Below are 8,105 nucleotides of genomic sequence, written 5' to 3'. Positions count from 1 at the left end.
GAATTCGTCGCCGTCGCCGAATGCAACCAGTTCACCGCTGCTGCCGAACGCCTCGGGGTTTCGTCTTCGCACATCAGTCGACAAATCGTACGCCTTGAAGAGCGCCTGCAAACCCGCCTGCTTTACCGCAGTACCCGTCGGGTGACGCTGACCGAAGCCGGGCAGACRTTCCTGCAACACTGCCAACGCTTGCAGGACGGACGCGAAGAAGCCTTGCGCGCCGTCGGCGACCTGACCAGCGAACCCAAAGGCATGCTGCGCATGACCTGTGCAGTGGCGTACGGCGAGCGCTTCATCGTGCCGCTGGTGACCAGCTTCATGGGGCTTTATCCACAATTGCGGGTCGATATCGAGCTGAGCAACCGTCCGCTCGACCTGGTACACGAGGGCCTGGACCTGGCAATCCGGCTCGGCCGCCTGCAAGACTCACGACTGGTGGCCACGCGCCTGGCGCCACGACGCATGTACTTGTGCGCCTCGCCGTCCTATCTGGAACGTTATGGCCGACCGCACAGTTTGTCGGAGCTGAGTCGACACAACTGCCTGATCGGCAGCTCGGACATCTGGCAACTGGAGCAGGACGGCAGAGAGTTTTCCCAGCGAGTACAAGGCAATTGGCGCTGTAACAGCGGGCAAGCGGTGCTGGACGCGGCACTACAAGGTGTCGGGTTGTGTCAACTGCCGGACTATTACGTGCTGGAGCACCTGAACAGTGGCGCGCTGGTGTCGTTGCTGGATGCTCATCAACCACCGAACACCGCCGTATGGGCGCTGTATCCGCAGCAACGGCATCTATCGCCGAAAGTGCGCAAACTCGTGGACTATCTGAAAGAAGGGTTGGCAAAAAGGCCGGAATACCAACTTTGATCAAAGGATCAAAGGATCAAAGGATCAAAGAATCGCAGCCTACCGCAGCTCCAAAGATAACCAATAACACGCCCCCACCACTCAACAGGCCGAGCGTTAGCTCGCCTGCCGCTGCTGATCTTGATCCACCCGCCCCTTCGGGAGGCCGAGTGGAGGTGTTCATCAGGGGGTGGGCGCGCAGCGCCGTACGGCGCAGCCGGACACATCGAGAGGAGGTCGTCGCGAAGCAGACCGTAGGCGATGCCCCCTGATGAATGCCGGAGCGAGGTGCCGTACGCTTGGGGCGAAGCGTTTTGCTTACTTTTGGGCGTCTGCAAAAGTGAGTCGCCGTCAGGGCGAAACCCTAAGCGGCCGTTACCGCAGGAATGGATATGTACACCTGCAGGAGGTTGGTCGGCTTTCAGGCCGCCATCGCGAGCAGGCTCGCTCCCACAGTGGATTGGTGTACATCTGCGGGAGATTGGTYGGCTGTCAGGCCGCCTTCGCGAGCAAGCCCGCTCCCACAGTAGATCTATGTACATCCGCAAAAGATTGGTTGGCTGTCAGGCTGCCTTCGCGAGCAGGCTCGCTCCCACAACAGTTGAGCGTTGTGACAGAGGAGTCAGCGGCGATTCGCCCAACGCAGGCGCAACCACTCGAGGTCTTCAGGCCGGGTAACCTTGAGATTATCCGCCCGCCCCTCGATCAAGCGTGGCGCCTGCCCAGACCACTCCATCGCAGAAGCCTCATCGGTAACAGTCACATCAGCCACCAGACTGTCCGCCAACGCCCGGTGCAAAGCACCCAGACGAAACATCTGCGGCGTGTATGCCTGCCAGATCAAACTGCGGTCAACGGTTTCAAGGACCCGCCCATGCCTGTCCACACGCTTGAGCGTGTCACGCGCAGGCACAGCCAGTAACCCGCCGACAGGATCATCAGCCAATTCCGACAGCAACTTGTCGAGATCATCGCGAGCCAGGTTCGGTCGTGCCGCATCGTGGACCAACACCCAATCTTCATCGGCAGCGCCTTGCGCATGCAAATGCAGCAACGCGTTCAGCACCGAACCCGAGCGCTCTTCACCACCGTCCACCCGTTGAATACGAGGGTCAGTAGCACACGCCAGGGTCGGCCAATAAGGATCATCAACGGCAAGACTGACCACCAGGCCTTTCAAGGCTGGATGATCGAGGAAACAGCCAAGGCTGTGTTCGAGAATAGTGCGCCCGCCCAGTTGCAGGTATTGCTTGGGACGGTCCGCGGCCATACGGGCACCGACGCCCGCGGCAGGAATCACGGCCCAGAAGGCCGGTAACGTATTCATCATTGAGCCAACTGGTAAAGGGTTTCACCGTCCTTGACCATGCCCAACTCATGGCGAGCCCGCTCTTCAACGGTCTCCATGCCTTTCTTCAATTCGCTGACCTCGGCGTCCATGACCCGATTGCGCTCCAGCAACGACTCGTTCTCCGCGTGCTGATCGGCAATCTGCTGGGTCAGCTCGGCCACTTGCGCCAGGCTGCCATTACCCACCCACAGGCGGTATTGCAAACCAGCCAGCAGCAAGAGCAAGACAAGAAACAACCAGTAAGGACTGCGCATCGAATATCAGGTACCCAGTGAAAAAAGACAGCCATGCCAACTTTAAAGCTTCTGATAGTACGAAGCCTGGAAGAACCAGGCTCGTACTTATAAGGCATCAGATTAGTGGCAAAAATCCCGCTGCTGCGATTTTTTCGACACAATCCGGTGTCTTTTTAACTACCCAAGCTTAGCCGCGGAATTCGCCACGACCGTTGTACTTGGCTTTGCCGCCCAATTGCTCTTCGATGCGCAGCAGTTGGTTGTACTTGGAAACGCGGTCGGAACGGCACAGCGAACCGGTTTTGATCTGGCCAGCCGAAGTGCCCACAGCCAGGTCGGCAATGGTCGAGTCTTCGGTTTCGCCGGAACGGTGCGAGATCACGGCAGTGTAACCAGCGGCCTTGGCCATCTGGATCGCTTCCAGGGTTTCGGTCAGGGTGCCGATCTGGTTGAACTTGATCAGGATCGAGTTGGCGATCTTCTTGTCGATGCCTTCTTTCAGGATCTTGGTGTTGGTCACGAACAGGTCGTCGCCCACCAGCTGGGTTTTTTCGCCGATTTTGTCGGTGAGGATTTTCCAGCCAGCCCAGTCGGACTCGTCCAGGCCATCTTCAATGGAGATGATCGGGTAACGCTCGGTCAAGCCCTTGAGGTAATCGGCAAAACCTTCGGCGGTGAACACCTGGCCTTCGCCGGACAGGTTGTACTTGCCATCTTCGTAGAATTCGCTGGCCGCGCAGTCCAGAGCCAGGGTCACGTCAGTGCCCAGTTTGTAGCCAGCGTTGGCCACGGCTTCGGAGATCACTTTCAGTGCATCTTCGTTGGACGCCAGGTTTGGTGCAAAACCACCTTCGTCACCTACCGCAGTGCTCAGGCCACGAGCCTTCAGTACAGCTTTGAGGTGATGGAAAATCTCGGTGCCCATGCGCAGACCTTCCGAGAAAGTCTTGGCGCCCACTGGCTGAACCATGAATTCCTGGATGTCGACGTTGTTATCGGCGTGCTCGCCACCGTTGATGATGTTCATCATCGGAACCGGCATCGAGTAAACACCCGGAGTACCGTTCAGGTTGGCGATGTGTGCGTACAGCGGCAGGTCCTGGTCGTGGGCAGCAGCCTTGGCAGCAGCCAGYGACACAGCGAGGATTGCGTTAGCGCCCAGGCTGCCTTTGTTCTCGGTACCGTCCAGCTCGATCATGATGCGGTCGAGGGCTTTCTGGTCAACCGGGTCTTTACCCAGCAGCGCGGTGCGAATCGGGCCATTGATGTTGGCTACAGCCTTCAGTACACCCTTGCCCAGGTAACGGCTCTTGTCGCCATCACGCAGCTCGAGCGCTTCGCGCGAACCGGTGGAAGCACCGGACGGCGCGCAAGCGCTGCCGATGATGCCGTTATCGAGAAGCACGTCCGCTTCGACAGTGGGATTGCCACGGGAGTCGAGAACTTCACGACCTTTGATGTCGACGATTTTTGCCATTGTTGTAAACACTCCAAAGTTGACGAAAACGACGCAGCTGTAGGAAATCTTTTATCGTCGGCAAGTGATTAGCAGCGGGCAGACTTGCGGACGATAAGGCTCAAGCCCGAGGGCCTGAGCGTTCAATGAATCGTGCGGTACTTTACCGGAGAATTGAGGATTACGCGGTTTCTACCGTCGGAAAACTCTTCACCAGTTCGTCCAGAGCCTTGAGCTGAGCCAGGAATGGCTCCAGTTTGTCCAGACGCAAGGCACAAGGGCCGTCGCATTTGGCATTGTCCGGATCCGGATGCGCTTCCAGGAACAGGCCGGCCAGCGACTGGCTCATACCCGCCTTGGCCAGGTCGGTGACCTGGGCGCGGCGTCCGCCGGCAGAATCCGAGCGACCACCCGGCATTTGCAGCGCGTGGGTCACGTCGAAGAACACCGGGTATTCGAACTGCTTCATGATGCCGAAGCCGAGCATGTCCACGACCAGGTTGTTGTAGCCGAAGCTCGAACCACGCTCGCAGAGGATCAACTGATCGTTACCGGCCTCTTCGCATTTGCTCAGGATGTGTTTCATTTCCTGAGGGGCGAGGAACTGGGCTTTCTTGATGTTGATCACCGCGCCGGTCTTGGCCATCGCGACGACCAGATCGGTCTGGCGCGACAGGAAGGCCGGCAACTGGATGATCTCGCAGACTTCAGCGACAACTGCAGCCTGCTCGGGCTCATGGACATCGGTGATGATCGGCACGCCAAAGGCTTGCTTGATGTCCTGGAAAATCCGCATGCCTTCCTCGAGACCGGGGCCCCGATAGGAGGTTACCGATGAACGGTTGGCCTTGTCGAAGCTGGCCTTGAACACGTAAGGGATACCAAGCTTCTCGGTAACCTTTACGTACTCTTCACAGACCTGCATCGCCATGTCACGGCTTTCCAGCACGTTCATGCCACCGAACAGCACCATCGGTTTGTCGTTGGCGATTTCGATGTTGCCTACGCGGATGATCTTTTGAGCCATCAGGTTCAAGCCTTCTTCTGGTGTTGAGCCAAAGCTGCTTTGACGAAGCCGCTGAACAACGGGTGGCCGTCGCGCGGAGTCGAGGTGAACTCCGGGTGGAACTGGCAAGCAACGAACCATGGGTGGTTCGGCGCTTCAACCACTTCAACCAGCGCACCGTCACCGGAACGACCGGAGATTTTCAGACCGGCTTCGATCAGTTGCGGCAGCAGCTTGTTGTTCACTTCATAGCGATGACGATGACGCTCGACGATCACGTCCTTGGCGTAGCAATCGTGGACCAGGGAGCCGGCTTCCAGCAGGCACTCCTGAGCACCCAGACGCATGGTGCCGCCCAGATCGGACGATTCGGAACGGGTTTCGACGGCACCGGTGGCATCTTCCCACTCGGTGATCAGTCCCACGACCGGGTGACCGCTGGTGCGATCGAACTCGGTGGAGTTGGCGTCTTTCCAGCCCAGCACGTTACGGGCGAATTCGATCACGGCGACTTGCATGCCCAGGCAGATACCCAGGTACGGAACCTTGTTTTCGCGAGCGTATTGAACGGCGGTGATCTTGCCTTCCACGCCACGCAGACCGAAGCCGCCAGGAACCAGAATCGCATCAGCGCCTTCCAGCAGCGCGGTGCCCTGGTTCTCGATGTCTTCGGAGTCGATGTAACGCAGGTTGACCTTGGTACGGTTGCTGATGCCGGCATGACTCATCGCTTCGATCAGCGACTTGTAGGCGTCCAGCAGCTCCATGTACTTGCCGACCATGGCGATGGTGACTTCGTGCTCAGGGTTGAGCTTGGCATCGACCACGGCTTCCCACTCAGACAGATCGGCGCCGCCACATTGCAGGCCGAAACGCTCGACGACGAAATCATCCAGGCCCTGGGAATGCAGGATGCCCGGGATTTTGTAGATGGTGTCGGCGTCTTCCAGCGCGATGACCGCACGTTCTTCAACGTTGGTGAACTGCGCGATCTTGCGACGTGAAGAGATATCGATCGGGTGGTCGGAACGGCATACCAGCACGTCTGGCTGCAGACCGATGGAACGCAGCTCCTTGACCGAGTGCTGAGTTGGCTTGGTTTTGGTTTCGCCGGCAGTGGCGATGTACGGCACCAGAGTCAGGTGCATCAGCATCGCGCGCTTGGCGCCGACTTCGAAACGCAATTGACGGATGGCTTCGAGGAACGGCTGGGATTCGATGTCACCCACGGTGCCACCGATCTCGACCATCGCCACGTCGGCATCGCCTGCACCCTTGATGATGCGGCGCTTGATTTCGTCGGTGATGTGCGGAATCACCTGGATGGTTGCGCCCAGGTAATCACCACGGCGCTCTTTGCGCAGGACGTGCTCGTAGACACGGCCGGTGGTGAAGTTGTTGTTCTGGGTCATGGTCGTGCGGATGAACCGCTCGTAGTGGCCCAGGTCCAGGTCGGTCTCGGCGCCGTCGTGAGTGACGAACACTTCACCGTGCTGGAACGGGCTCATGGTGCCCGGGTCAACGTTGATGTACGGGTCCAGCTTGAGCATGGTGACCTTAAGTCCCCGCGCCTCCAGGATGGCCGCCAATGAAGCCGATGCAATGCCTTTCCCCAATGAAGAAACAACACCGCCCGTGACGAATATGTAGCGCGTCATGAAAAACCCTAGAAGTCTGCGTTAAAGCGGTCCGAGCCGCCGGGGAAAGCGAAGGAAGGCCGAAGCCCCCGATCACCTGCATTAATTACAGTGCATCTTTCAAAAAAACCGCCGCGTTGGGACAGACCGGAAGAAGAATCACCGGTACGTTGCTCGCTACACATTTTTTGGAATCGCCCAGCAAAGACTGCTTGGTAATCGGCAACTCCTGCAATTCAGCTGAATCCACAGAAGTTGTATCAAGAAGGGAGCGTAGTCTACCGGAAAGCCCCTTTCAGCTCAAACCTTGATCGTTGATCGCTGGCTGCCACCGCAAAAGACCGTTTCCCCCCGCACTACCGTCGAGCCCACGCAGGTTTGCCACCGCGAGCAATTGTTTATTGCAGAAGAGCAGCGGCAATCTGCCACGGGCAAACAGCGGCAGGCCGCTTTCATTGAGCAAACGTTTGAGGTCGCGATGCCCGCGCCCCGGCAAATGCATGATTTCACCGCCCTGCCGGTAGCGCACGCTTAATACGCCGGCAGGAATGGTCCCGCTGAAGGTCAACCGGCCGTTGTCCGGCAGCAGCAGTGCCACCGACGGATCAGGCCAAAGCGGAGCCGGCTCGGGGAGGTTCAGCCAATGGCCGGACAACCACCAGATTCGCCCGTTCGCACGATGCAATTCACCGTCTGCCAGGCGCCAGATCGGCCGCGCATCCGTCACTGCATCGCGCAAATTTTCCCAACCCGACCAATGGTCACTGTCCGGCATCCGCGTCAACGGCGCCAGCCAGTGGCTAAGGGCATTGCGCTGGCGGGCGGCGGAAAGCTTTTCAAGCGCAGCCATTTCCAGCGACGGCACACCCAGCCAATCGAACTCGCTGACCGTTGCGGCGGATACCAGATCTATCTCGGCCAAATCATCGAGCAGCCCCTGCGCTTCACTCAAATGCGCAGCACTGCGGGCAATGGTGGTCACGGCCTGCGGCCAACGCTGAGTCAGCGCTGGAAAAATCTGCTGGCGAAGGTAATTGCGAGAAAACTGCTGATCGGCGTTCGACGGATCCTCGATCCAGCTCAACTGATGCTCGACGGCATAGGCTTCGAGTTCGGCCCGCGAGACCTCCAGCAACGGCCGCAGCAAAAAACCACGCCCCAATGGACGCTGCGACGGGATCGCCGACAAGCCTCTCACCCCTGCTCCGCGCAACAGACGGAACAAAAGGGTTTCGGCCTGATCGTCTCGGTGCTGCGCCGTCAGTAGCAGCTCATTGGTTTCGGTGGCCTCGACAAAGGCGCCATACCGCGACTCACGAGCTGCGCGTTCAAGACTCGCACCAGGCAGGACCTGAACGCGAACAACCTCCAACGGCACACCCAGAGCATCACACACCGACTGACAATGCTCCGGCCACGCATCAGCCGCAGCCTGGAGGCCGTGATGGATGTGAATGGCTTTGAGTTCAGGCAGGGAATGTTTTTTTGCGAGTTGCGCAAGAAGGTGCAGCAGAACGGTGGAGTCGAGACCACCGGAGAAGGCGACACGCCAGGTTGGCGCGGTGCGCCAAGG

7 protein-coding genes are annotated in these 8,105 nt (G+C 58.8%); 1 reads left to right on the top strand and 6 read right to left on the bottom strand.

Going from position 1 to position 8,105, the window contains the following annotated elements; translation table 11 throughout:
- On the top strand, window positions 1-867 hold an 867-nt coding region (locus AC1DH9_RS15470; protein ID WP_477808381.1), incomplete at its 5' end, for a LysR substrate-binding domain-containing protein.
- 601 nt (window positions 868-1,468) lie between these two features.
- Here the strand turns inward: AC1DH9_RS15470 and ispD are convergent.
- The 6 genes from ispD to tilS all read right to left on the bottom strand — a co-directional run.
- A complete protein-coding gene (gene ispD, locus AC1DH9_RS15465) occupies window positions 1,469-2,176 on the bottom strand; it encodes a 2-C-methyl-D-erythritol 4-phosphate cytidylyltransferase (protein ID WP_427544622.1) in 708 nt (235 codons plus the stop codon).
- The gene (gene ftsB / locus AC1DH9_RS15460; RefSeq protein ID WP_019692104.1) at window positions 2,173-2,451 is read right to left on the bottom strand and encodes a cell division protein FtsB; all 279 of its coding nucleotides are present in this window, start codon (window positions 2,449-2,451) and stop codon (window positions 2,173-2,175) included. Before ftsB ends, ispD begins: the two co-directional genes overlap by 4 nt.
- Before the next feature lie 169 nt (window positions 2,452-2,620).
- Window positions 2,621-3,910: a phosphopyruvate hydratase gene (gene eno, locus AC1DH9_RS15455; RefSeq protein ID WP_019692103.1), complete on the bottom strand. Its 1,290-nt coding sequence runs from the start codon at window positions 3,908-3,910 to the stop codon at window positions 2,621-2,623.
- Window positions 3,911-4,070: 160 nt separating this feature from the next.
- Window positions 4,071-4,916: a 3-deoxy-8-phosphooctulonate synthase gene (gene kdsA / locus AC1DH9_RS15450; protein WP_054595922.1), complete on the bottom strand. Its 846-nt coding sequence runs from the start codon at window positions 4,914-4,916 to the stop codon at window positions 4,071-4,073.
- Between the two features lie 5 nt (window positions 4,917-4,921).
- Window positions 4,922-6,553, bottom strand: coding sequence for a CTP synthase (locus tag AC1DH9_RS15445; RefSeq protein WP_054595921.1), 1,632 nt, complete (start codon window positions 6,551-6,553; stop codon window positions 4,922-4,924).
- Between the two features lie 274 nt (window positions 6,554-6,827).
- A partial coding sequence (gene tilS, locus AC1DH9_RS15440; RefSeq protein ID WP_477808380.1) for a tRNA lysidine(34) synthetase TilS occupies window positions 6,828-8,105 on the bottom strand: 1,278 nt, incomplete at its 5' end.

This window comes from Pseudomonas sp. 05T35 (assembly GCF_056396605.1).
The sequence above is the reverse complement of the archived record's forward strand: the minus strand, read 5'-3'. Positions and strand labels throughout refer to the sequence as shown.